This is a genomic window from Denitrificimonas halotolerans, from assembly GCF_034259425.1.
GTDB lineage: Bacteria > Pseudomonadota > Gammaproteobacteria > Pseudomonadales > Pseudomonadaceae > Denitrificimonas > Denitrificimonas halotolerans.
Genome location: NZ_JAXIVU010000002.1, coordinates 37802 through 59346, shown reverse-complemented (window position 1 = coordinate 59346; position 21545 = coordinate 37802). Strand labels below are relative to the sequence as shown.

17 protein-coding genes, 1 pseudogene and 1 riboswitch are annotated in these 21545 nt (G+C 45.8%); of the genes and pseudogenes, 8 read left to right on the top strand and 10 right to left on the bottom strand.

Annotated elements, in window-relative coordinates; all coding sequences use genetic code 11:
* Positions 1-3: 3 nt before the first annotated feature.
* The gene (locus TOI97_RS02135; RefSeq protein WP_321552485.1) at positions 4-1479 is read left to right on the top strand and encodes a DUF3360 family protein; all 1476 of its coding nucleotides are present in this window, start codon (positions 4-6) and stop codon (positions 1477-1479) included.
* Between the two features lie 65 nt (positions 1480-1544).
* Here TOI97_RS02135 and TOI97_RS02130 read toward each other — a convergent pair whose 3' ends face one another.
* Positions 1545-2000, bottom strand: a complete 456-nt coding sequence (locus TOI97_RS02130; protein WP_321552484.1) for a c-type cytochrome — start codon at positions 1998-2000, stop codon at positions 1545-1547.
* A 127-nt stretch (positions 2001-2127) separates the two neighbouring features.
* A complete protein-coding gene (locus tag TOI97_RS02125; protein WP_321552483.1) occupies positions 2128-3108 on the bottom strand; it encodes an RNA-guided endonuclease InsQ/TnpB family protein in 981 nt (326 codons plus the stop codon).
* A 321-nt stretch (positions 3109-3429) separates the two neighbouring features.
* A riboswitch (S-adenosyl-L-homocysteine riboswitch) is annotated at positions 3430-3529 on the top strand.
* Positions 3530-3552: 23 nt separating this feature from the next.
* Here TOI97_RS02125 and ahcY point away from each other — a divergent pair.
* The 7 genes from ahcY (at position 3553) to TOI97_RS02090 (ending at position 15406) form a co-directional block, all read left to right on the top strand.
* Complete coding sequence (gene ahcY, locus TOI97_RS02120; RefSeq protein WP_321552482.1) at positions 3553-4953, top strand: adenosylhomocysteinase; 1401 nt, start codon at positions 3553-3555, stop codon at positions 4951-4953.
* Between the two features lie 75 nt (positions 4954-5028).
* Positions 5029-5874 carry a methylenetetrahydrofolate reductase [NAD(P)H] gene (gene metF, locus TOI97_RS02115; RefSeq protein ID WP_321552481.1) on the top strand — a complete coding sequence of 282 codons (846 nt, stop codon included), beginning with the start codon at positions 5029-5031 and terminating at the stop codon, positions 5872-5874.
* Between the two features lie 164 nt (positions 5875-6038).
* Positions 6039-7862, top strand: coding sequence for a DEAD/DEAH box helicase (locus tag TOI97_RS02110; protein WP_321552480.1), 1824 nt, complete (start codon positions 6039-6041; stop codon positions 7860-7862).
* 181 nt (positions 7863-8043) lie between these two features.
* Positions 8044-10038, top strand: a complete 1995-nt coding sequence (locus tag TOI97_RS02105; protein ID WP_321552479.1) for a BCCT family transporter — start codon at positions 8044-8046, stop codon at positions 10036-10038.
* Between the two features lie 162 nt (positions 10039-10200).
* Positions 10201-12210, top strand: a complete 2010-nt coding sequence (gene rep / locus TOI97_RS02100) for a DNA helicase Rep (protein WP_321552478.1) — start codon at positions 10201-10203, stop codon at positions 12208-12210.
* 88 nt (positions 12211-12298) lie between these two features.
* Positions 12299-13516, top strand: a complete 1218-nt coding sequence (locus TOI97_RS02095; protein WP_321552685.1) for a multidrug effflux MFS transporter — start codon at positions 12299-12301, stop codon at positions 13514-13516.
* Positions 13517-13639: 123 nt separating this feature from the next.
* Positions 13640-15406 (top strand): SLC13 family permease, encoded by a 1767-nt coding sequence (locus tag TOI97_RS02090; RefSeq protein ID WP_321552477.1) that lies wholly within the window; start codon positions 13640-13642, stop codon positions 15404-15406.
* A 49-nt stretch (positions 15407-15455) separates the two neighbouring features.
* On the opposite strand, the gene TOI97_RS02085 is transcribed toward TOI97_RS02090, so the two are convergent.
* The 8 genes and pseudogenes from TOI97_RS02085 to ftsY form a co-directional block, all read right to left on the bottom strand.
* Positions 15456-16055, bottom strand: a complete 600-nt coding sequence (locus TOI97_RS02085; protein ID WP_321552476.1) for a pentapeptide repeat-containing protein — start codon at positions 16053-16055, stop codon at positions 15456-15458.
* A gap of 52 nt (positions 16056-16107) precedes the next feature.
* Positions 16108-16425: pseudogene (locus TOI97_RS02080) on the bottom strand (zinc ribbon domain-containing protein).
* Between the two features lie 268 nt (positions 16426-16693).
* Complete coding sequence (locus TOI97_RS02075) at positions 16694-16951, bottom strand: hypothetical protein (protein WP_321552475.1); 258 nt, start codon at positions 16949-16951, stop codon at positions 16694-16696.
* Positions 16952-16998: 47 nt separating this feature from the next.
* Positions 16999-17094 (bottom strand): helix-turn-helix domain-containing protein, encoded by a 96-nt coding sequence (locus tag TOI97_RS13290; protein WP_407651297.1) that lies wholly within the window; start codon positions 17092-17094, stop codon positions 16999-17001.
* A 200-nt stretch (positions 17095-17294) separates the two neighbouring features.
* A complete protein-coding gene (gene rpoH, locus TOI97_RS02070) occupies positions 17295-18155 on the bottom strand; it encodes an RNA polymerase sigma factor RpoH (RefSeq protein ID WP_321552474.1) in 861 nt (286 codons plus the stop codon).
* Between the two features lie 129 nt (positions 18156-18284).
* Entirely contained in the window at positions 18285-19301 is a 1017-nt protein-coding gene (gene ftsX / locus TOI97_RS02065) for a permease-like cell division protein FtsX (RefSeq protein ID WP_321552473.1), read from the bottom strand.
* The gene (ftsE, locus tag TOI97_RS02060) at positions 19301-19969 is read right to left on the bottom strand and encodes a cell division ATP-binding protein FtsE (protein WP_321552472.1); all 669 of its coding nucleotides are present in this window, start codon (positions 19967-19969) and stop codon (positions 19301-19303) included. Before ftsE ends, ftsX begins: the two co-directional genes overlap by 1 nt.
* Positions 19966-21498 carry a signal recognition particle-docking protein FtsY gene (ftsY, locus tag TOI97_RS02055; RefSeq protein ID WP_321552471.1) on the bottom strand — a complete coding sequence of 511 codons (1533 nt, stop codon included), beginning with the start codon at positions 21496-21498 and terminating at the stop codon, positions 19966-19968. The genes ftsE and ftsY overlap by 4 nt, the downstream gene beginning before the upstream one ends.
* Between the last annotated feature and the right edge of the window lie 47 nt (positions 21499-21545).

The following is a 21545-nucleotide window of genomic DNA, read 5'->3' as shown; positions in this document are numbered from 1 at the left end:
AAAATGGCAAATAACGACCCAAATAGTTACCGTGCCCTACACCGCCCACGCAGCGAATTTGCTTCACGACAAGAATACTTAGAGCACGAACTCAGTATCATGTCGCCACGCCGGTGGCGGATCAACTTACCTTTGCGCGATTATCGTTTCGAAGCCGAAGATTGGGTGCCAGCCATGGCCGCTACCATCGGTAAAATTGTCATGGTTGCAGCTATTGTTGCCGCCTTTGCTGCCCCACTAGGGCTCCCTGATGCCTTTGTAATTGAAAATGCTCGCTATGAAATGCTCATTGCTGCCATTTTATTTGTGGTGCTATTTTCCGGTATCTTGATCCCTACAGCCAACTTAGCAGGAACCCACGGCCCACTCATCCCGCTAGTCCCCATCATCGTTGCTTCCGGCGGCCACCCTATGGCTCTAGGGATCATGATTGGCGTATTGGGATTTACCTTAGGCGTCTTTCGAGGCGGTAGCTTACTGGCACGCCTCACCAGTGACGGTGTGTGTGGCGGCCTACTATTATTCTTAGGTTTCGTCGGTATAACCTCACAAATCAAAAATTTATACACTTGGGCCGATGGTTTTGATATGGGCTATCTAGCCTTCACAGTCATTCTGGCCACCATCATTATGTATGCTTACCTCGAACACTTAGGCAAGCGATGGCTCGCTATCCCACTTGGTTCAGTATTGGCTGCAGTAATTGCTTTTACTTTAGGTGCACCCTTTGAATTCACCACAGAGCCAGGCCTGCCAAACCTCAATCCTGCGTATTGGTGGGGCGAAGATACCGGTTGGAAACTGGGATTACCTGAACTCCATCACTTTATTGCTGTTGCGCCTTTTGCTGTTTTAGCAGTGGCTATGTGGTCCCCTGACTTTCTCGGACATCGAGCCTTTCAACATTTAAATTATCCTAAAAATGCCAAAAATGTTGTGATGAACATTGATGACACCATGTGTGTCGCATCCGCTCGTCAGGTAGTGGGTACAGTGCTAGGTGGGGCGAATATTGCATCTTCGTGGGGTACTTATATTGTGCCAGCGGCCATTGCCAAACGCCCCATTCCCGCCGGTGCTATTTTAACCGGTTTACTTTGTATCATAGCGGCCGTTTGGGGTTACCCTATGGACTTGGCTATCTGGCCACCTGTCTTAAGTGTGGCACTGATAGTTGGAGTGTACTTACCTTTACTGGAAGCCGGTATGCAGATGACTCGTGAAGGTAAAACAGCGCAATCTGCTGCAATTGTGATTTTCTCATCCAGCTTAGTAAACCCAGTTTTCGGTTGGTCACTCACGGTCTTACTGGACAATATTGGCATCATTGGCGACAAGGAACGTGGTCGAAAAATGAGCAATATAGATCGTTGGATTATTCCTACTTTTGTGTTCATTGTGTTATGCACAATTATGGCTGGTGTCGGGATGTTCCCTGGTATTCCTGCCATTTTTGAATCCTTTAACGCACTGCATTAACACAATACAAACCGACTGAGCCTCTGTTTTAGTACAACAAGCTCAGTCGCTTTACTTAACACGAATTAATACGCACGAAACTCTTGATGACATGACTCACAGGCATCTTCCACAGCCTGTACACGCACCCTTAAGATGCTTTGATTGAGTGGTGCCTCTGTAGTGCTAGCAATTAAATGTTCTGTTGTACTCTCTAAGGCACGAGCCAACTCTTGAAAGCGCTCTTGACGCTGCCAAACATCATCACGCGCAGAAGTACGCTCGTCTTCTTTAACTGTTGGGAAATGCTGCCAAGGCTGTTTAGATAGCTCATCTAAACGAGCAGCTTTCTCAATAAACATAGCTTCATCATAAGGAATACGGCCACGCAACATTCCACCTAAATCCTCACTGACATTGAGCATTTCTTTAAAGATGACCTGACGCTTGCCTAGCGGTGAGTCTGGATCAACCCCACCACATGCCACCAAACTCAACATCATAACGACTAACGCACTCCGTTTTAGCACACACCCACCCATTTAAATTAATAGACATTTACTTTTAATCGCACGACCACTGGCCTGCAACCCACGACTTAAAGCTCAAAACAAGCGCTGCCACTTAAGCCAATACGCGCTCAACCACTAGTTTGACATCCTCCCCACCCTAAAGGACCGGAATTCCTACTGCTAGACGACCATGCCCGGCCGCGAGAATGTTACGTGCCGCGTTGATATCGCGATCGTGGGTGACACCACACCCACTGCACGTCCATTCTCTTATTCCAAATCCTGCGATACCTTTCGGCCTCGACTCGGGCAAACTGCCGCAACTCGAACAGGTTTGGGTGGTGTATGCCTCGTCAACTTCCTTAAAAACAATGCCTGCGTGAGCGCATTTATAGTCTAGCATTGTTTTTAATTGACCCCAGCCAGCGTCTAGCACTGACTTGGCCATCGTGGTTTTAACGAGTTTTAAACTACTGACGTTGCCCACATAGATTTCACCACAGCGATTGACCAGCTTACGGCTAAACTTGTGCAATGCGTCTTTTCTACGGTTAGCGATTTTCGCATGAATGGTTTTGACTTGGGTTTTATTTCTAGCCCGTTGTGCTATGGCTAATTTTTCCTCAAGACCGCGATAGAAGCGGCCCGCTTCTAACTTTGTACCATCCGAGCAGGTGACAGTGTCGGTCAAACCCAGGTCAATACCGATACGGTCTTGGCCTTTGCTTGGTTCGACCTCCATACCAACCACAACATTGAAGTAGTGGCCATTATGATAGACTTGCCCATTTTTCCATTGAGCTGCACCTGTATTGACGGGTATCCAGCCCAGTGAGCGGCGTACACCGCCTGATTTGCGCCAGTTCAGCCGCACCTTCGTAAACTGCTTACGGCGTGTGACATACTCACCTGCAATGCACTGTAAGGTTTGGCTGTGCAGCCCAAGCTCTTTACCTGCGCCCTTTGTGTAGGGATGCATATCATACGCAGACAAAAACACACCACGCTCTTTAATCGAGCGTTGACTTAATTCATTGACAAAGTTCCAGACGAAATTGACGCTGCGAGCCATGCGATTTAGCAGTGGCGTATGCCTGTCTCGTACTCGGACTTTTAATGTTTTGGTGTGCTTTATCATGCTGTATACAATACCAGTACCAACCTATACTGCAAAGACTTTAGCAGTCTGTTAAGGGGCTGCTTACGCAGCCCTCGCTATCCATCCCCGCACTAAAAGTACGAGGTCTTACGCGATTTTGATAAGGCAACAAAATAACGATCAATACACACCAATAAGCAACTATCATCTATCTTCACCAGACAAATTTTGCACAATATAACTTCCACCTTAATACAAATTACTCCATACAAAACACATTCTTCGCAACTTAACACTTGGGCAAACGTAAAAGCCTCGCTATAATCACCGCCGCATCACGATTTCGCTGTGATGACCAACAGATTCGAGGGGCGCTGCAGCAGGATTCTCCTGTCAGGCTCGAAACGGTTGCCTTCAAGTTGTCCTTACAACTGCATATTTGAAACGGCGCCCATTCGCTAATTACGAATGGAGAACTCTTTAATGAGCGCTGTAGCTGATTTTACTGATTATAAAGTTGCTGATATATCACTGGCCGACTGGGGTCGTCGTGAAATTATTATTGCTGAGTCAGAGATGCCTGCTCTGATGGGGCTACGCAGCAAATATGCTGCTGAACAGCCGCTCAAAGGTGCAAAAATTCTTGGCTGTATTCACATGACCATCCAAACTGCTGTGTTAATTGAGACATTGATTGCACTGGGTGCTGAAGTGCGCTGGTCCAGCTGCAATATTTTCTCCACCCAAGATCAAGCTGCCGCAGCTATTGCTGCTGCTGGTATTCCAGTATTCGCATGGAAAGGCGAAACTGAAGAGGAATACGAGTGGTGCATTGAGCAAACCATCCTAAAAGATGGCCAACCTTGGGATGCTAATATGGTGCTTGATGACGGTGGTGACTTAACCGCTATCCTGCACGAACGCTTCCCGCAAGTTTTAGAACATGTTCACGGCATCACCGAAGAAACAACCACAGGTGTACACCGCTTATTAGATATGCTGGAAAAAGGCACCTTAAAAGTGCCAGCAATCAACGTAAATGACTCAGTAACTAAAAGCAAAAACGACAATAAATACGGCTGCCGTCACAGTTTAAACGATGCAATCAAACGTGGTACTGATAACCTGCTATCAGGTAAGCAAGCACTGGTTATTGGTTATGGTGATGTAGGTAAAGGTTCAGCACAATCACTGAGCCAAGAAGGCATGATTGTAAAAGTCTCCGAAGTAGACCCGATCTGCGCCATGCAAGCTTGTATGGACGGCTACGAATTAGTATCACCCTATATTGACGGTCAAAACGATGGGACCGACACCTGTATCGATAAGGCATTACTGAGTAAAATTGATCTTATTGTCACTACTACGGGCAATGCGAATGTATGTGATGCTGGCATGCTCAAAGCACTGAAAAAACGTGCCGTTGTATGTAATATTGGTCACTTTGATAATGAAATCGACACAGCCTTCATGCGCAAAAACTGGGCATGGGAAGAAGTTAAACCGCAGGTACACAAAATTCATCGTACCGGCTCTGGTAGTTTTGACCCACACAATGACGACTACTTAATTCTATTAGCTGAAGGTCGTTTAGTGAACCTCGGTAATGCAACCGGCCACCCAAGCCGTATTATGGATGGTTCATTTGCTAACCAAGTATTGGCGCAAATGCATTTATTTGAGCGTAAATTTGCTCAGTTAAATGCTGAGAAACGAGCAGCAGCACTGACCGTTGAAGTCTTGCCGAAAAAACTCGACGAAGAAGTTGCTTTAGAAATGGTGAAAGGTTTTGGCGGTGTAATTACCTGCCTTACCAAAGAGCAAGCTGACTACATTGGCGTTGATGTCGAAGGCCCTTATAAGCCAGAAACTTATCGCTACTAAGTCCATCAGGGGTAGTGCCACTACCCCTGAAATTTACCCGGCTAGCACTTCACTTTAATCTTGAAGGATTTTTCTATGGGCGAACAATCTCGTATTAGTTTTGAGTTTTTTCCAACAAAAACCGACGCAGGCCATGAAAAGCTGATCACTACAGCCACAAAACTGGCCACTTATAACCCTGAGTTTTTCTCCTGTACCTACGGTGCTGGTGGCTCAACCCGTGATCGTACTTTAAATACCGTATTACAGTTAGATAGCGAGATTAAAATCCCTACTGCCCCACACCTCTCCTGTGTTGGTGACAGCAAAGACGACTTGCGCGAATTACTTCACACCTACCAGAAGTCAGGTATTAAGCGCATTGTTGCCCTACGCGGTGACTTGCCCTCAGGCATGGGTATGGCAAACGGTGAGCTACGCTACGCCAATGAGCTGGTTGAATTTATTCGTAACGAGACCGGTGACCACTTTTATATTGAGGTGGCAGCCTACCCTGAAATGCACCCACAAGCTCAGGATTTTGAAACAGACCTGCAAAATTTTGCTCGCAAAGTGCAAGCAGGCGCCGACAGTGCTATCACCCAATACTTTTTTAATGCTGATTGCTACTTCTATTTTGTCGAGCGAGTGCGTAAACTAGGTATCGATATCCCAATCGTGCCAGGGATTATGCCAATTACGAACTACAGCAAACTGGCACGTTTTTCTGATTCTTGTGGTGCTGAAATTCCCCGCTGGGTACGCAAACAACTTGAAGCGTACGGCGATGACATAGCCAGCATCCAAGCCTTTGGTGAAGAAGTGATTAGCCAAATGTGTGAACGCCTCTTAACAGGTGGTGCACCAGGTTTACACTTCTACACACTTAACCAAGCTGAACCAAGTTTAGCTGTTTGGGATAATCTAAAGCTTAACTGCTGAAACTTGGCCAGAGTGCCACTATAGCGATATACCTCCATCCAGCTTGGTGCCCAGCGTAGGACATCATTCGTGGATGGGGTACATAGCATGATCTATGTACCCGTATGGAGCATTTATAATTTTGCGCCCCAAAGTCGGCGGGCCGCCGACAACAGGAAGACTGCATGTCATTTTCTTCCCTTGGTCTATCTAAGACCTTGGTTAACGCCGTCGAAGCCGCCGGCTACACAACTCCTACACCCGTACAGTTACAGGCCATTCCTGCAGCAGTACAAGGTCGCGACCTCATGGTGGCGGCACAAACAGGCACCGGTAAAACGGGAGGGTTTGCTCTACCGATCCTTGAACGCTTATTCCCTAACGGGAAGCCAGATCGTGAGCACCGTCACCGCCCGCGTCAACCTCGTGCTTTAGTGTTAGCACCAACCCGTGAGCTTGCTGCACAAGTGCATGATAGTTTCAAACTGTATGCCAAAGATTTACCCTTTGTCAGCGCCTGTATTTTTGGCGGTGTAGGTATGAACCCGCAAATCACTGCTGTGGCTAAAGGCCTTGATGTCTTAGTTGCTTGTCCTGGCCGCTTATTGGATTTAGTAGGCCAAAATAAAGTCGATCTCAGCGGTGTAGAAATACTAGTGCTGGATGAAGCCGACCGTATGCTGGATATGGGTTTTATTCACGACGTGAAAAAAGTATTGGCTAAACTGCCAAGTCAGCGGCAAAACCTACTGTTCTCGGCGACTTTCTCTAAAGATATCACTGCCCTTGCCGGTCGTTTATTGCACAACCCGCAACGCATTGAAGTCACACCACCTAATACTACAGTGGAACGCATCGAGCAGCGTGTGTACCGTATTCAAGCGTCGCACAAACGCGCTCTGTTAGCCCACTTAATTACTATGGGTGCTTGGGAGCAGGTCTTAGTTTTCACCCGCACCAAGCACGGTGCTAACCGCTTGGCTGAATACTTATCAAAAAATGGCCTACCTGCAGCCGCTATTCACGGTAATAAAAGCCAAAACGCGCGCACTAAAGCCCTAGCTGAATTTAAAGCCGGTGATATCCGCATATTAGTTGCAACCGATATTGCAGCCCGCGGTCTAGATATTGATCAGCTGCCATACGTTGTAAACTATGAATTGCCTAACGTTGAAGAGGACTATGTACACCGTATTGGGCGTACTGGTCGTGCTGGCCGATCAGGTCTAGCAGTATCTCTGGTTGCACCTGACGAAGAGCGCCTACTCAAAGGCATTGAACGCATGACTCGTCAAAGCATTGCAGACGGTGACACCTTTGGTTTTGACCCCAGCAGCGTTATCATTGAAAAATCAGAGCCACGCGCGCCAAGACAACCTCGCGGTGGCAGTCGCAATAATGCACCACGTAACACTGAAAAAAAACTGGAAGGTAAAGACAAGCCTCGCAGCCGTCGCCCAGCAGCACGCGACAATGCACGCAGCGAAGGCGACAACAAACCTGCACCACGTACAGCACGTCCACCACGCACACGTAACAGACGTAATACACGTAACGAACGCCCAGTAGCACAGCCAATTATTGGCGCACCAGAATTGCCACCCAATCGTGATCCTGAAGTCTTTTTAGATGATGCGATTGATAACTTCGGCAACAGTGTGAACTATGTCAGTCCTTATCAAAACAAGGGCCGTGATCGCCGCTCTAACAATACTGCACCTACTGTTGGAACTAAACGCACCAACCGTCCTGCTCGTCAGGAACGTAACCCATCGGTAGCAGGGGACAAACGTCGCGCACCACGCAAGCCTCGTAACAATAACCCACGCCGCGAAGACACCCGTTTTTCCGGTCGGCATGAGGCTGCTATAACCCATGAGCGCGAAGCGCCACAACCCTTGATTATCCGTAAAGGTGAGCGCCTACCAAGCCTAGAGCAACTCGAGCAATTGGAGTCTCGTACACGCAATAAAGAGCGTCCAGCTTTACTAACATCACGTAACGATTAAATCTAAATTTATACACAAAAAATCAGCCCTCAATGTTTAAAATCAACACTTGGGGGCTTTTTTTTAAGCAAAATCTGTATATTATCCGTTCAAAAGCACTCAATACGGAGCGCTTTTGCAGCATATTTAATCTACTTAAGACAATATAGATCAAAAGCACTCAAGCCATTAAGGAATTCATATGGACACAGACAGCCCTACCAAAGCACCCAGTACAATCAGCCCGCCGGTGTTTTATACATCTGCAGCGCTCGTTGCTATTCTGGTTGGATTTGCAAGTATTTTTCCCGATGCTTCACAAGTGCTATTTACCCAAGTGCAAAGCTGGATTGTAGAAAATGTTAGCTGGTTCTATATTCTAACCCTTGCACTAATTCTATTAGCGACCGTATTTATGGCCGCAAGCCGCTATGGTGATATTAAGCTCGGCCCCGACCACAGTGAACCTGATTATAAAAATGCTTCATGGTTTGCCATGCTATTTTCTGCAGGTATGGGTATTGGTTTAATGTTCTTTGGCGTTGCAGAACCAGTGATGCATTATATTGCACCTCCTGTTGGTGATCCAAACACCATTGAAGCAGCGCAGGAAGCAATGAAACTGACCTTCTTCCACTGGGGCTTACATGCATGGGCGGTGTATGCTGTAGTCGCCTTGATTCTAGCATTCTTTGCCTATCGTCATGGCTTGCCATTAACCTTGCGCTCCGCTCTGTACCCCTTAATTGGTGATCGTATTTACGGGCCTATTGGCCATGCTGTCGATATCTTTGCCATCATAAGTACAGTGCTCGGCATCGCAACCTCGTTGGGCTATGGCGTTTTACAGATCAATAGTGGTTTTAATTACTTATTTGATTTGCCTATTAGCACCAATATTCAAGTTATTATCATTATTTGCGTTACAGCTTTAGCTACCTTATCGGTTGTTACCGGCTTGGATAAAGGTGTTAAGCGTTTATCAGAGCTCAACCTAGTGCTGGCAGTGATTTTACTGTCATTAGTGCTGATACTGGGTCCTACTGCATTACTGCTCAAAAGCTTTGTGGAGAACACTGGGGGTTACTTATCCGAAATTGTCAGTAAGACCTTCAACCTCTACGCCTACGACCCAACAGATTGGCTCGGTGGTTGGACTCTACTGTACTGGGGTTGGTGGATTTCATGGTCACCTTTTGTAGGTATGTTCATTGCCCGTGTATCACGTGGCCGTACTATTCGCGAATTTATCGTAGGTATTCTACTCGTACCCTCTGGCTTCACCTTCTTATGGATGACAGTCTTTGGTAACACCTCGATCTATATGATCATGAAGCAAAATATAACCAGTTTAGCTGAGACAGTCAGTGCTGATAGCTCTCTGGCACTCTTTGCTTTCTTAGAACACTTCCCCTTCTCTAGCATCCTCTCAATGGTTGCAGTCTGTATGGTGATTTTGTTCTTTGTAACTTCAGCTGACTCAGGCTCTTTAGTCATTGATATGCTCGCCTCAGGTGGTCAAACAGAAACGCCTGTTTGGCAGCGTATTTTCTGGGCATCATCAACAGGATTAGTTGCTATTGCACTGTTAATTGGTGGTGGTTTAGCAGCGCTACAAACAGCCACTATTGCCAGCGCCCTGCCTTTCTCTGTAATCTTGCTGATCTCCTTATGGGGCTTATTAAAAGCCCTCGATATGGACTCTACTAAACGAGTGCTCAGACAACAAAGCGCGACGCATTACTCACGCCAGCATCAAAAAACTGGTGGTTGGCAACGTCGTTTACGCAGTATGGTTATGTTTCCACGCCGAGCACACGTCAACCGCTTTATGGATGAGGTGGTGGTACCTGCTTTTGAAGAAGTTGCTGAAGAACTGCGTAAGCAAGGCTATACAGTTGAAGTTCAAGAGCGTGACGAAGATAAGCGTTGCAAACTTGAAGTCCAACATCATGTTGAAGCTAACTTTGTCTACGAAGTACGTGCACGCGCGTACATCCGTCCTGACCTCATGAACCAAGAAGACACCGAAAACGATGGCGAAGAACGTGAAGAACGCAAGTACTTCCGTGCTGAAGTCCACCTTATGGAAGGTGGGCAAGATTACGACATCATGGGGTGGTCACGGAATGAGGTGATTGACGATATTCTTGACCAATATGAACAGCATATGCACTTTTTGCATGTCGTTCGTTAACCTAAATGACCCCAACACAAGGCGCTCTTTAAGAGCGCCTTTTTTATTGCTTAGCAGTGAATTTTAAGCAACTCTACATCAAAAAACAGACTGTTAGTTTGTTCAGCCTGAGCTTATAACTTCAATGCTAGAATAGTTACTTTTGACAACTTTGGTTTATTCATGTCTAAGCTTAACCCTCGCCAACAAGAAGCAGTTAACTATATCAGCGGTCCATTGCTGGTACTGGCCGGTGCCGGCTCAGGCAAGACCAGTGTCATTACCCGAAAAATTGCCTACTTGATTCAACAATGTGGAATTTCTGCACGCCATATTGTTGCAGTCACCTTTACCAATAAAGCTGCGCGGGAAATGAAAGAACGGGTAACTGCCTTACTCCGCGGTGCAGAGGGTCATGGCCTAACAGTCTCTACCTTCCATAACTTAGGTCTCAATATCATCCGCCGTGAGCACAGCTTGCTCGGTTACAAGCCAGGCTTTTCTATCTTTGATGATTCCGATGTGAAAAGCCTACTCACTGACATTATGCAAAAAGAATACGCCGGTGACGATGGTGCAGATGAGATTAAGAACCTTATTAGTCAATGGAAAAACGATCTCATCCTGCCTGACGAAGCCTTAGCGCAAGCCCGTGGCACTAAAGAGCAAACTGCAGCCATTGTTTACAGTCATTATCAACGCACCCTCAAAGCCTACAATGCTGTGGATTTTGATGATCTGATTTTGCAGCCCGTTAAGCTCTTCCAAAACCATCCTGATGTCCTAGACAAATGGCGTAACCGTATTCGCTATATGCTAGTAGATGAATATCAGGACACCAATGCCAGTCAATATTTACTGGTTAAATTACTAGTAAAAGAACGTGCCCAATTCACTGTGGTAGGTGATGATGATCAATCAATTTACGCTTGGCGTGGTGCGCGCCCTGAAAACCTGATGCAATTAAAAGAGGACTTTCCCTCCCTCAAAGTCATTATGCTTGAGCAAAATTATCGTTCAACCGGCCGTATTCTAAAATGTGCTAATACCTTAATCTCGAACAATCCACATGAGTTTGTCAAAGAGCTCTGGAGTGACATGGGATTTGGTGACGAAATTCGTGTGATTCGCTGCCGCAACGAAGATGCTGAAGCTGAACGTATTGCTTTGGAAATCCTCACCGAACACTTGCGCAGCCAACGCCCTTACAGTGACTTTGCAATTTTATATCGCGGTAACTACCAAGCGAAAATTATGGAGCTTAAACTGCAAGTACATAAAATCCCTTATCGTTTGTCTGGCGGCACCAGTTTTTTTGGTCGCCAAGAAGTTAAGGACTTAATGTCCTACTTCCGCTTATTAGTCAACCCTGATGATGACAATGCCTTTTTACGTGTCATTAACGTGCCTCGCCGTGAAATCGGCTCAACCACCTTAGAAAAACTCAGCACCTATGCTACTGAACGACAAGTTTCTTTGTATGAAGCCTCTGCAGAAATTGGTCTAAGTGAACATCTAGGACCTCGTTATACCGAACGTTTATCTCGTTTTAAGCATTATATGGATAAATTGCGTCAGCGCTGCTTTAGTGATGATCCCATTCTTGCCCTAAAAGATATGATCATCGACATTGATTATGAAAACTGGATTCGACAAAACAGCTCCAGTGAAAAGGCCTGTGAATTTCGTATGGGTAATGTATGGTTTTTAATCGATGCACTAAAAAACACTTTGGAGCGGGATGAAGCAGGCGATATGACCATTGAAGAGGCCATCGCTAAACTCGTCTTACGCGACATGCTTGAACGTCAAGAAGAAGACGAAGACGGTGCCGAAGGGGTACAAATGATGACTCTGCACGCATCTAAAGGTCTCGAGTTCCCTAGCGTTTACATTATGGGAATGGAAGAAGAAATTCTACCGCACCGCTCCAGTATTGAAACAGATACGATTGAGGAAGAGCGCCGTCTTGCTTATGTTGGTATTACCCGTGCACGACGTAATTTAACCTTTACCTTTGCCAGCAAGCGTAAACAATATGGTGAAACTATCGAGTGCACACCTAGCCGTTTTCTCGATGAGCTTCCATCCGAAGATTTGCAGTGGGAAGGTCTTGAGGAGGCCCCAGTAGAAGTCAAGGCCGCACGAGGAAACAGCGCTCTGGCGGATATTCGAGCTATGCTCAAAAAATAATGATATTAAGCTCTGCAAAGAGCTATTAAATTAATATGATCGACAATAAGCACCCCTTGCTTAATAGACCACTGTAAGGAATCGCACTATTAACAGCGTATCTGCCAAAAAATCACTCAGCCTGCAGCTAGTTTTCCTACTCGCATCTTTAAGTGCCCTAGTAGCGGCAGCCATTGACATGTACTTACCCGCTTTTCCGACCATGGCAACCAGCTTAAATATTACGCCAGGGCAGGTACAACAAACCCTATCTGTATTTTTAATTGGTTTAGGTGTTGGGCAAGGCTTGTATGGTCCTTTTTTAGACCGCTTTGGTCGTAAACCACCCTTATTATTTGGTATTGCTCTATTTACTATCGGCTCATTTAGTGCAGCCCTTAGCACCAGCTTTGAAGGGTTACTGGTGGCTCGCTTTCTCCAAGCAGTCGGTGCAGCTGCAGGCTCTGTAGCCTCTCGCGCAGTGGTAACAGACACCTGTGACCCACAAAGCTCAGCACGGATTTATTCAATACTGATGCAAGTGATGATGATTGCACCCATTACTGCACCACTACTGGGTAGCTTAATTTTATCTTATGGCGAATGGCATTTAATCTTCTGGGTATTAACTGTATTTGGTCTGATGAGCATGTTTTTCACCCTACGCTTGCTACCTGAGACCTTAGCTATAGAACACCGTGTACCGCTATCAATACGCAATATTGTGCGTAATTATGCTCTTCAAATCAGCAATCCTAGCTTCTTTTTTTATACCTTAGCTACGAGCTGTACCTTAGGCTGTCTTTTTATCTATCTCAATAACTCCCCTTTTATTTTTATTGAAATGTTTCAACTCACACCTAATCAATTCAGTTATATATTTGCTGCCAACGCCTTGTTAATGATTGGTATGAGTCAAATCAATCTGCGCTTATTAAAATTTTACAGCGCCATGCGTATTCTAATCCTTGGCTTAGGCGGTTTTATGGGCATTGGCTTACTTCTTTTTGCTTTGGTCCAGTTTGACTGGGTCGCTCTCTGGAGCTATAGCGTTTTACTCGGCTTCGGCATCGCTATGTCAGGCCTGATTACAGGTAATTTAACCGCAGTCACCATGGCTCACACACAACAACATGCTGGTACGGCTTCGTCACTCATGGGGTTATTGCAGTTTCTATTAGCAGCGGTTATTGGCTTTCTTGCCAGCATAACTGCTCCACCATCCTTATATACAATGCCTGCAGCTTTACTCATATTAGGTAGCGCTGCACTTGGCCTATGCTGGCTTGCTCGCTACTTTTCATTACAGGGTACACCCGCCCCATAAACCAAACTCTATGCGGTGCTAGCGAGCTAATTCTGGTTTCTTGTACAGAGATGTAATTTGTCTCCTTACCTTGCTTAAATACTGCTAGGCTAAGGCTGCGGTCCAACAATAAGTGAGACGTTTATGACCTTTGAGATTATGCTCGTTTTACTGATAGCCATCACGGCTATGACGCTCTTTATCACCGAGAAGTTGCGCGTTGATGCCATAGCTATACTGGTGCTAGTGAGCCTAACTTTGGCCGGTTTAGTCAGTTCGAGCGAAGCGCTCAGTGGCTTTAGTAACTCAGCCACCATCACTGTTGCTTCCATGTTTATTCTGGCAGCAGGACTGCAAAACAGTGGTGCTTTAGCAGGCATTCAACGACTTCTAGGGGCGGCACGCTCACCTTGGCAGTTTTTACTAATACTGTTTGGTTTATTAGCCCTGATCGCCCCCTTTGTTAATAATACTGCGGTTGTGGCGATCTTTATTCCCATAGTGATTGCAGCCAGTTTAAAAGTCGGCTTAGCCCCATCAAAAACCTTAATTCCACTCTCTTATGTCTCGCAGATGATGGGCGTAGTCACACTCATCGGCTCCTCCACCAATCTTCTAGTAAATTCCATTGCCAAAGACCTAGGACACCCTGGCTTTAGTATGTTTGAGTTTTTACCTTTAGCCGCAATTTGTGCAACTGCTGGCTGCTTATATCTTCTGACCTTTGGCCGCTGGTTATTACCTGAAGTACGCAGCTCTGACTTAGATAATCTCTATGAATTTGGTCATTACATCAGCGAGCTAAAAGTCACCGCTGAATCCAAGTTACTGGGCATCAGTGTTGAAGAAGCTAAGCTGAGCAAAAACTATAACGTCTATGTATTGGAGCTATTGCGCGACGGTGAAAAGTACTGGTCACCACGCTCTGAAGAACTACAAGAAGGTGATATTTTACTGACGCGTGGGGTTTGGTCAGACTTAGAAGCCCTAAAAGATGAGCAAAAACTCGATTTTAATACGCAAACCGACTTTCACTTAAAAGGTAAAAAACAAGATAAATCTGTTCTAGCCGAAGTAATGATTGCTCCACAATCACGCGCGGTGGGTCGATTACTGTCAGTTTTTAACCGCAGCTGGCGCTATAACGCTTCAGTCATGGGCGTACAACGCCGAGGGCATGTCGTACGTAATCAGCTCAATACTTTACGCCTACGCATTGGTGATATTTTACTCTTAGTATTACCAGAAAAAGATCTCGCTGCCCTGCGCAAAGATAAAAGTATTATTGTTATCTCCCAGCGTGAGGCCAGTCAGAGCTATGGCTGGCGAGCCCCCTTTGCTGTTGCAACTATGGCCGCAGTCGTTGCTATATCGGCATTAGGCTGGCTCCCTATCGCTATTTCTGCACTCTGTGGTGCAGTTGCCATGACCCTCGCCGGCTGCATCCATGCTGATGATGTATATGAAAGCACAGACTGGTCAATTGTGATCTTAATTGCGGGTTTGTTACCACTAGGAATTGCTATGAGCAGCAGTGGTGCTGCAGAGTTTATCGTGGATAACAGCATAGGCTTAGTCAGTCATTTAGGTCCTCATGTGGTGTTAGGCGTACTCTATTTAATGGCTCTGCTCTTTGGTGAGATGATGAGCAACTCAGCAGCAGCAGTCTTATTAACGCCAATAGGCTTTTCTACAGCACAATTGATAGAAGCTGATCCAACCCCATTTTTAATCGCTATCACCTTTGCTGCTTCCACCAGCTTTATGACGCCAGTGGGTTATCAAACCAATATGATGGTATATAACGCTGGTGGTTATAAATTCAGTGACTTTATGAAGGTTGGCTTACCACTCAATAGTATTTTTTGGCTATTGGGAGTGATTTTTATTCCTATTTTCTGGCCGTTTTAAAGTGGAGTATAAGCAGCACACTAACCCCTGCTGAGCGCTGTCGCCTTAATTAATCCACCAGCTCAACTCCTAAACTCTCCAATAAGTACACTGCTTCATGTTTAGAAAACTTAGCGCCTTGCACTTGGTTCTCTAAAATATTAATAGAATATTGTGTAGCTTCAGTAAAGTCTGCGCCCTGTAAGTTTGTGCGCATAAAAAGGCTGTGAGTAAAGTCACTATAGGTCATCACTGCCTTGGAAAAATCGCCTTCACGAAAGTCCACATCCTGCACTTTGCACTCATCAAGCATCAAACCCTGTAAGGTCAACCCAAAAAAAGATGAATCATTTAAAATGCATTGACGAAAACTGACCTCAAAGTCTTTATGGTATTCAGACCACGCCACCTGAGTCCAATCTATACCTACCAATTTACATTCGAGAAAACTTAAACCAAATACTCGTGTATAGGGTAATTTAGCTAAACTCAATTGGCAGCGGTTAAAACTGCAATGGATAAAATTACAATGCTCAAAAATAGCGCCAGTAAAATTGCAATCAACAAAACTGCATGCTTCAAACTCAGATTTTTGGCACCTAATGTCTTGCATATTCAGGTTATTAAAGGTCTCTTCAAAGTACTGATGATGGCTGTCTAACTGACTCATAATGCTCCCTACTGAAATGTTCAGCATGCATTGAATTTAGAAGTGGAGTTTCCTAGGCCATGCACAGACTTGGTGGGGTGCGTTGCACCACAGCAAAGGTTATGCAAATTGACTCGGCTAACTCCCTCGCACCGAGGGTTTCTGTCATTGATAGCCAGTAGCGTAACTCTTCCTTAAGGATGTTGATACTGGCGTTATAATCACGATCTAGAATTTTCTTGCAGCTTGGGCACTGCCATTACCGCATGGCTAGGGTGAGCTCACCCTTACCAAGCACATGATCGCAGCCTGAGCAGGTTTTAAACGATGGAAACCATCGGTCTAGCTTGATGGGCTGTTTGCCATACCACTCTGCTTTGTAGGCCAGCATCGTGGCAAACTGTGCCTATGAACTGTCGCTGATCGCGTTAGCTAAGCGCCTGTTTTAACCATGCCATTGACGTTCAAATACTCAATAACAATAAAATCGTGGTTTTTGATGAGATTGAATGAGGTTTTATGCAGGAAGTCTTTGCAGCAGTTGGCTATTTACTTATGCAACTTAGCAACTTTTAAGCGTTATTTTTGATACAGATAGCTTGCGGTTGGTTTTGGGTAATAGTTGGACAATGGTTTCAACCAGTACACTGGCAAAGTAGTTACCGGACTGTTCTTGATACTGTGGCGCTTTTGATAAGGCCGTTGACCTTGCGGTCAATCCGAGCTTTAACATGCCTCACCTTGGGCAGCTTGATTGAGCAGCTGGTAACAGCAACTGTGCCTTTTTGGTTGTTGGTCGTGTAGCTGTCCTTAATGCCTTTCCTTTTGAACTTAGGGTAGCCAAAACCACCCTTGAAAAAACTTTGAAAGGCGCTTTGCAGGTCAAGCTGAACATTGACCAGTGCCAAACTATCCACTTCTTTAAGCCATTCAAATGCTTTTTTGTACCGAGCAGGCGTGTTTCTTAATGTGGTCTTAGTTTTTCATAATGCTCTATTTTATCGTGGAGCATTTTATTGCAAACAAAGCGAGCGCAACCAAACGACTTAGCAAGGTGCACCACCTGTGGGGGAATTCTGCTAGGTAATTGTTAAATGAAGCATATCGCTCTGCAACACAATATCCGTGCATCCTGCACTTGTAGTAGCTGAATAGCTCATGCACAGACCTTAACAGCAGCAACCAAGCAGATTCATGAAAAATGCACCTCCATAAAAAAGGCGACTGCTTAGAGTCGCCTTTGGTCACCCGTCGAAGCCGTTACGCTGCGATACTGCCTTTAATTTTTTTCATCGCATTCTTTTCTAGCTGACGAATACGCTCTGCAGATACACCATACTGTGCAGCCAAGTCATGTAAAGTAACTTTTTCATCAGATAACCAACGCTGCTGCAAAATATCTCGGCTACGCTCATCTAGTTGGCTCAGTGCTTCGTGCAAACTATGATTACTACTTTCAGCGCTGTCAGCCGCTTCCAGCTGTAATGCTGGGTCTTGACTATGATCTTCCAAATAATGCGCAGGTGACAGATAGCTTCCCTCATCATCATCGTTATCTGCAGGATCAAACGACATATCACTACCTGTTAGGCGGCTTTCCATTTCACGTACTTCACGGGTTTCTACGCCTAAAGAATCAGCAATAGCATCCGCTTCACTGTTGGTCAGCCACGCTAAGCGCTTTTTCTGACTACGCAAGTTGAAAAACAACTTACGCTGCGCTTTAGTCGTAGCGACTTTAACAATTCGCCAATTACGTAATACATACTCATGAATCTCTGCCTTAATCCAATGCACAGCAAAGGACACTAAACGCACACCCACTTCTGGGTTAAAGCGCTTAACAGCTTTCATTAAGCCAACGTTACCCTCTTGAATTAAATCACCTTGTGGTAAGCCATAACCTGAGTAACTGCGCGCAATGTGCACCACAAAACGCAGATGTGCCATTACCAATTGCCGAGCAGCATCAAGGTCTTGGTGATAATACAGGCGTTCGCCTAAATCACGTTCTTCTTCAGCAGTGAGCACTGGAATCGAACTCACTGAATGTACATATGCCTCAAGGTTTGCACCTGGGCTGAGCATATGTGCTGTTTGTAATGCGGTCGTGGTGGTCATTAAATATCCTCCAACGGGTGACAACATCTAAAATTATACTATTAAGTATATAGATAGCGATTCAGCAATAAAGTTCCCTGTTTATGCACTCATAAATTGCGCAAACCCTAATCACTGCACGCCTTACAACTATCGCGGCGATAACTCCCGCAAGTGCCGTGCCACAGCTAACCAAGCACCGATGTAACCTAACAATACTGCACCAAATAGCAAGGAAAAGCCATCTTCAATTGGAACACCCGATAAACTAAAATCACTGCCATACAACTGTGCTAACCGAACCACCGACTCATTCAGCCAATCCAAACCGAAAGCCAGCAATACCCAGGACAATACCCCCGCAACTAAACCGTAGAGCACACCCATATATAAAAAAGGTCTGCGCACATAGCCAGCTGTCCCACCTACTAAGTTAATCACCTCAATCTCAGTGCGGCGATTTTCAATATGCAACCGAATGGTATTACCCACGACGAGTAATAAAGCAGCAATCAATAACACGGCTAACGCAAAGATAAAGTGTTCTCCGACCTGTAAAATTGCAGCCAAGCGCTCAATCCACATCAAATCTAACTGTGCCTGTTCAACCTTAGGCAGTTTTTTGAGCTCATCGAGCAAAGCCACCAGTGCATCTTTATCAATCACTTCAGGCGTGACTAAGATACTCCCTGGCAGAGGATTATCAGGTAGCTCACGCAACGCTTCACCTAAACCTGACTGTACTTGGAACTCTGTAAGCGCTTGCTCTCGACTAATCCATTGCGCTTCAGCGACATGCTCATGGGCAGCAATTTCATCACGCAAAAGCTCACCGTAGGCATCGCCCGAATCTAATTCTAGAAACAATGAGATTTGTGCAGCACGCTGCCAAGAGCCACCCAATTGGCTCACATTATCTAATAACAATGCCAAGCCCATTGGCAAACTTAAGGCAACGGCCATCACTAAACAGGTAAAAAAACTACCAAAAGGCTGCCGAACTAAACGGCTTGTACTGTCTATTAAACTGGCACGATGATTTTTTAACCAAGCTCGAAACTGATTAGCAAAACCACGGGTATCTGATAAAGAAGCATTCACTTCATTTTTTGCAGTCGCACCTACACGCTGCCCTGGCTGATCCGGCGTCACTTTAGCAGAACACATTAAACAGCCTCTCCATCACCAATTAAACGGCCACGCTGCAAGGTCAACATGCGATGGCGCATGCGCGCAATTAAAGCCAAATCGTGACTTGCAATTAAGACCGTAGTACCTAAACGGTTAATATCTTCAAAGACTGACATGATTTCTGCAGCTAAACGCGGATCTAAGTTACCTGTGGGCTCATCCGCCAACAATAATGCAGGCTGATGGACAATAGCGCGAGCAATACCAACACGTTGTTGCTGCCCAGTAGATAAGTCTGCCGGTGCCTGTAAAGCTTTATCTTTTAAACTCACTCGCTCCAGTGCCAAACTAACCCGCTGATTAATCTCTTCTTGCGGCAAACCTAATATATGCAAGGGCAAAGCCACATTTTCAAATACACTGCGATCAAAAAGTAACTGGTGGTTCTGAAACACCACACCTATTTGGCGTCGTAAGAAAGGTATTTGTGAGTTAGTAATTTTTGATAAGTCTTGCCCCGCTAACAGTAACTTACCACTAGTTGGGCGCTCCATCGCCAGTAATAATCGTAGCATGGTGCTTTTACCCGCACCTGAATGACCGGTAACAAACAAAAACTCACCGCGACGGACACGAAAACTTAACTCGTGTAAGCCCACATGCCCGTTTGGATAACGTTTTTCGACCTGCTCAAAGCGAATCATGCAGAATCCTTCTCGGCAAACAACGCTTCTACAAATTCATCTGCAGCAAAGTCACGCAAATCATCGATACCCTCACCCACACCAATAAAGCGCACAGGAATCCCAAACTGTTTCGCTAAGGCAAAAATCACACCACCTTTTGCTGTACCATCCAGCTTAGTTAAAGCCAAGCCAGTCAAAGGAATAGTGTCATTAAAGTGGCGAGCTTGATTAATTGCATTTTGTCCGGTTCCTGCATCGAGCACCAACAGAACCTCATGGGGGGCATTTTCATCTAAGCGTCCCATCACACGCGCAACTTTGCGTAATTCTTCCATAAGGTTATCTTTGGTGTGCAGTCGCCCTGCAGTATCGGCAATCAATACATCCATACCCCGCGACTGTGCTGCTTGTACCGCATCAAAAATCACAGAGGCGGAGTCAGCACCAGTGTGCTGAGCAATCACCGGTACGTTATTGCGTTCACCCCAAACCTGCAGTTGCTCAACAGCTGCCGCGCGGAAGGTATCACCGGCAGCTAGCATAACTTTTTTCCCGTCTTTCTGTAGGCGCGAAGCCAATTTACCAATGGTAGTGGTTTTACCTGCACCGTTCACACCCACCACTAAAATCACATAAGGTTTAGTGTCAGAAGTGACTTTTAACGGTTGCTCAACAGGACGTAATAACTCAGCCATTTCTGCCTGCAACGCTTTATACAGCGCATCACTATCGGCCAGCTCCTTACGTGCTACACGACGGGTTAGATTATCCATAATAGCAGTCGTTGCTTCCATGCCCACATCAGCCGTAAGTAAGCGAGTCTCCAACTCCTCTAGTAGATCATCATCGATTTCCTTTTTGCCTAAGAACAGGCTAGCCATGCCCTCGCCGAGACTAGAGCTCGTTTTCGCTAAACCTTGTTTTAAACGGGCAAACCATCCGAGCTTACTGCCTTGTGGTTTGCTTTGACCAGCCAAGTTGGCCGCCAGCGGTGGATCTTGCTCTAGCACTTCGGGTTCTGCTTGTGTTTCTACCTCTGTTGCCACTGCAACTTCCGGCTCAGGCTCAACTGTTTTACGCCCCCCAAACAAACTAAAACGCGATGATTTTGTTGCCGCCGGCTGCTCAGACTCCTCATCTATGGGTGCACCCTCTGGCTCTGGCTCTGGCTCTGGCTCTGGCTCTGGCTCTGGCTCTGGCTCTGGCTCTGGCTCTGGCTCTGGCTCTGGCTCTGGCTCTGGCTTTTCAGGTTGAGCCTTAAGCTCAAGTGTTTCCACAACCTTATCTACTGACTCATCTGCTACAGTTTGTTCATGAGTCACTGCAGACGCAACGGGCTCTTCAATAGAGTCAAGCGGTGCCTGCTCGGCCACTGTTGCAGCAGGTGACTCCACTTTGGGTTGATTTTTTTTACGTCCAAACCATGAAAACAAGCCTTTTTTGGCTGGTTTTTCTTGTACAGCAGACTCCTGCTGCACTTCAGGTGATATGGACTCAGCGTTATCCGCTGTTTGTTTAGACTTTTTGTCGTCGCCGGAACCAAACATAGAAAAAAGCAATCTCAGCTATTCACCACACTAAGCACTATTTATGG

What these genes read in the sequence shown, in the direction of transcription:
- TOI97_RS02135 (WP_321552485.1), top strand. Translation starts at nt 4, where the DNA reads ATGGCAAATAACGACCCAAATAGTTACCGTGCCCTACACCGCCCACGC.
- TOI97_RS02130 (WP_321552484.1), bottom strand. Translation starts at nt 2,000, where the DNA reads ATGGGTGGGTGTGTGCTAAAACGGAGTGCGTTAGTCGTTATGATGTTG.
- TOI97_RS02125 (WP_321552483.1), bottom strand. Translation starts at nt 3,108, where the DNA reads ATGATAAAGCACACCAAAACATTAAAAGTCCGAGTACGAGACAGGCAT.
- ahcY (WP_321552482.1), top strand. Translation starts at nt 3,553, where the DNA reads ATGAGCGCTGTAGCTGATTTTACTGATTATAAAGTTGCTGATATATCA.
- metF (WP_321552481.1), top strand. Translation starts at nt 5,029, where the DNA reads ATGGGCGAACAATCTCGTATTAGTTTTGAGTTTTTTCCAACAAAAACC.
- TOI97_RS02110 (WP_321552480.1), top strand. Translation starts at nt 6,039, where the DNA reads ATGTCATTTTCTTCCCTTGGTCTATCTAAGACCTTGGTTAACGCCGTC.
- TOI97_RS02105 (WP_321552479.1), top strand. Translation starts at nt 8,044, where the DNA reads ATGGACACAGACAGCCCTACCAAAGCACCCAGTACAATCAGCCCGCCG.
- rep (WP_321552478.1), top strand. Translation starts at nt 10,201, where the DNA reads ATGTCTAAGCTTAACCCTCGCCAACAAGAAGCAGTTAACTATATCAGC.
- TOI97_RS02090 (WP_321552477.1), top strand. Translation starts at nt 13,640, where the DNA reads ATGACCTTTGAGATTATGCTCGTTTTACTGATAGCCATCACGGCTATG.
- TOI97_RS02085 (WP_321552476.1), bottom strand. Translation starts at nt 16,055, where the DNA reads ATGAGTCAGTTAGACAGCCATCATCAGTACTTTGAAGAGACCTTTAAT.
- rpoH (WP_321552474.1), bottom strand. Translation starts at nt 18,155, where the DNA reads ATGACCACCACGACCGCATTACAAACAGCACATATGCTCAGCCCAGGT.
- ftsX (WP_321552473.1), bottom strand. Translation starts at nt 19,301, where the DNA reads ATGTGTTCTGCTAAAGTGACGCCGGATCAGCCAGGGCAGCGTGTAGGT.
- ftsE (WP_321552472.1), bottom strand. Translation starts at nt 19,969, where the DNA reads ATGATTCGCTTTGAGCAGGTCGAAAAACGTTATCCAAACGGGCATGTG.
- ftsY (WP_321552471.1), bottom strand. Translation starts at nt 21,498, where the DNA reads ATGTTTGGTTCCGGCGACGACAAAAAGTCTAAACAAACAGCGGATAAC.